The organism is Elizabethkingia argenteiflava (assembly GCF_009904105.1).
GTDB lineage: Bacteria > Bacteroidota > Bacteroidia > Flavobacteriales > Weeksellaceae > Elizabethkingia > Elizabethkingia argenteiflava.
Map to the genome: position 1 here is coordinate 1 of NZ_JAAABJ010000611.1, position 2,300 is coordinate 2,300.

The 2,300-nt window shown below is 35.0% G+C and carries 3 protein-coding genes; all 3 read left to right on the plus strand.

Annotation, left to right across the window (positions count from 1 at the left end; all coding sequences use genetic code 11):
* Positions 1-147 precede the first annotated feature (147 nt).
* The 3 genes from GNY06_RS10410 to GNY06_RS10420 are packed head-to-tail and all read left to right on the plus strand — an operon-like array spanning position 148 to position 2,126.
* The gene (locus GNY06_RS10410) at positions 148-399 is read left to right on the plus strand and encodes an acyl carrier protein (RefSeq protein WP_166520016.1); all 252 of its coding nucleotides are present in this window, start codon (positions 148-150) and stop codon (positions 397-399) included.
* Positions 399-1,058 (plus strand): HAD family hydrolase, encoded by a 660-nt coding sequence (locus GNY06_RS10415; protein WP_166520017.1) that lies wholly within the window; start codon positions 399-401, stop codon positions 1,056-1,058. The genes GNY06_RS10410 and GNY06_RS10415 overlap by 1 nt, the downstream gene beginning before the upstream one ends.
* 39 nt (positions 1,059-1,097) lie before the next feature.
* Positions 1,098-2,126, plus strand: coding sequence for a hypothetical protein (locus tag GNY06_RS10420; protein ID WP_166520018.1), 1,029 nt, complete (start codon positions 1,098-1,100; stop codon positions 2,124-2,126).
* Positions 2,127-2,300: the final 174 nt, after the last annotated feature.

The window sequence follows — 2,300 nt, forward strand, 5'->3', positions numbered from 1 at the left end:
CCTTTTCATGGTTTGATAATGATAGAAGGCTTTGCAGGAATTATCAACTCTTACATGAATCCTCCGAAAATATGACCAAATTATCTGCTATAAAATTATTAATCAATAAAATTTAAACAGGATCTAACAATTACAAAATAAAGTTCTATGGAACATCAAGTTAAAGAAATCATGGCCTATGTATTTAATATGCCAGTACACAAGCTAAAAGGCGAATTAAATACTGACACAATAGACAATTGGGATTCGTTGTCTCATCTTTCGCTAATCGTTGAACTCGAATCAGCATTTAATATCACCTTTACACCTCAGGAAATTGAAGACTTCAAGTCCTTAGATAAAATTTTGTCAGGAATAAAGGATAAAATAAGTCTGAGGGAAACTAATACCGAATCATAATGCAGAAGTATATTTTGTGGGATCTCGACGGCACAATTGTAAATAGCGAAGATCCGGCATTCAAGGGCCATATTTTTGAAACGGCGTGCCGGAAAACTGGGATGGTATTTAATCTCTCTGAACAACAGTATATTGGTCATACGGGTAAAGAAGTGTACAAATCAGTCCTGCAATCGAACGGTATATATGATTATGCAAATCTTGAAGATGGTTTTAATATCTGGGAGGATCATGCGGTAAGATGCCTAAAAGAAAATATCGCAAAGGTATTACCAAGAGATAATGTAGTAGATCTTTGGAATTATTTTCACGAAATCGGTATCAGGCAGGCTGTGGTTACCAGTAGTTATGAAGATATTGCTATTCAATACCTTAAAAATATAAAAATTTATGAAAAATGTGTCTCGATAACAAGTCTTGATCAGGTCACCAGACCAAAGCCTGATCCCGAGCCTTACCAATTGGCAATGCGAAATCTCGGAACAGAACCATCTTTCTGTATTGCTATTGAAGATAGCTTATCAGGCATATGTTCCGCTAAAAGTGCAGGCATCTATACCATTGCCTGGCTAACAGAAGGCGGTGATCACAGAGTCGAAATCGCAGATGAGGTAACTACGAAATTATCTACGGAAATGATCTTAAAAGGCTGGCTTTAAAACCACTTATTAAAATCTTAACATCTAAATAAACGTCTTATGAATACAATCTTAATGAAAGAAGTATTTTCATTTGAAAACATGATTAAAAAACCGTTACCCCTAATTAGAAATGGGATATTGAATGATTTTGAAAGGCAGAATATTATCACGCCACAGACAAAAATAGTTTTTCATTTGAACGACACTATTAACTGTTGTTATGCGAAGTACGTGGGATTGAATTTACATCAGGATAAAGATCATTTACCTGAGAAAATTGTAATTGATTCAGAATTTGCTCCCTGGAAAATTCTAAGTAATTTAGTCAATCAGATCAAAATTGATTTTACACTTTTAAATACCAAAGGACTTCTGAAGCCAGTGATAAACGAGCAGTTATCCAATGCAATTATTATTGGAAATCCTGATTTGATCAAAGTAATGGGGACGAAAGTTGTTATCCACAAAGGAGTAGTACTCGATACTACTGCTGGCCCGATAATACTTGGAAATTCCGTAAGAATATATCCTTTTTCAACCATAGAGGGGCCAGTTTATATAGGAGAAAATACAGAGGTTAAATCAGCAAGAATTAGTGGCGGTGTATTGATAGGTCATACCTGCAAAATCTCGGGTGAGATCTGTAATTCCGTGATGGGAGATTACTCCAATAAAACGCACGAGGGCCTTATTGCAAATTCCTATGTTGGAGACTGGTGTAATATCGGGGGATATTCCAATACTGCCTGTCTAAAAACAGATTATTCTGAGATTCAGGTGAAATACCGAAGCACTACCTATGAAACTGGAACAAATAAGTTTGGTGCCATCATCGGTAACTTTGTGAGAATCGGAGGTGGAATTACGTTGATGCCTGGCACCTGCATTGATACCTGCACAACCATTGTACAATTACCTGTCTTAAAAGGATATATTAAGCCATTTACCAGAGTGACAACTGGTCTGAAATTTAGTGTAAAAGATTTTGCAGTGGAGATGCAGGCCATGATGGATAGAAGGCAGGTTAAAATTAATGAAGAATTGCTCTTATATTGGCAATCTATTTATGATGAGTCGGTCAATTGATATTACAAATTCATTTCATTTGTATTGTTTTTAAAATTATATAGAAGTTGTTTAAACTTATAGTTTTCTGAGAGATAAAATAACAAAAGCAATATAATGCAAAGAATACCATGTTATTACAGAAGTTTCAAATCGTATTAATAATGCTTTGAAACTATCTAACCAAGCATTTGC

What these genes read in the sequence shown, in the direction of transcription:
- GNY06_RS10410 (WP_166520016.1), top strand. Translation starts at nt 148, where the DNA reads ATGGAACATCAAGTTAAAGAAATCATGGCCTATGTATTTAATATGCCA.
- GNY06_RS10415 (WP_166520017.1), top strand. Translation starts at nt 399, where the DNA reads ATGCAGAAGTATATTTTGTGGGATCTCGACGGCACAATTGTAAATAGC.
- GNY06_RS10420 (WP_166520018.1), top strand. Translation starts at nt 1,098, where the DNA reads ATGAATACAATCTTAATGAAAGAAGTATTTTCATTTGAAAACATGATT.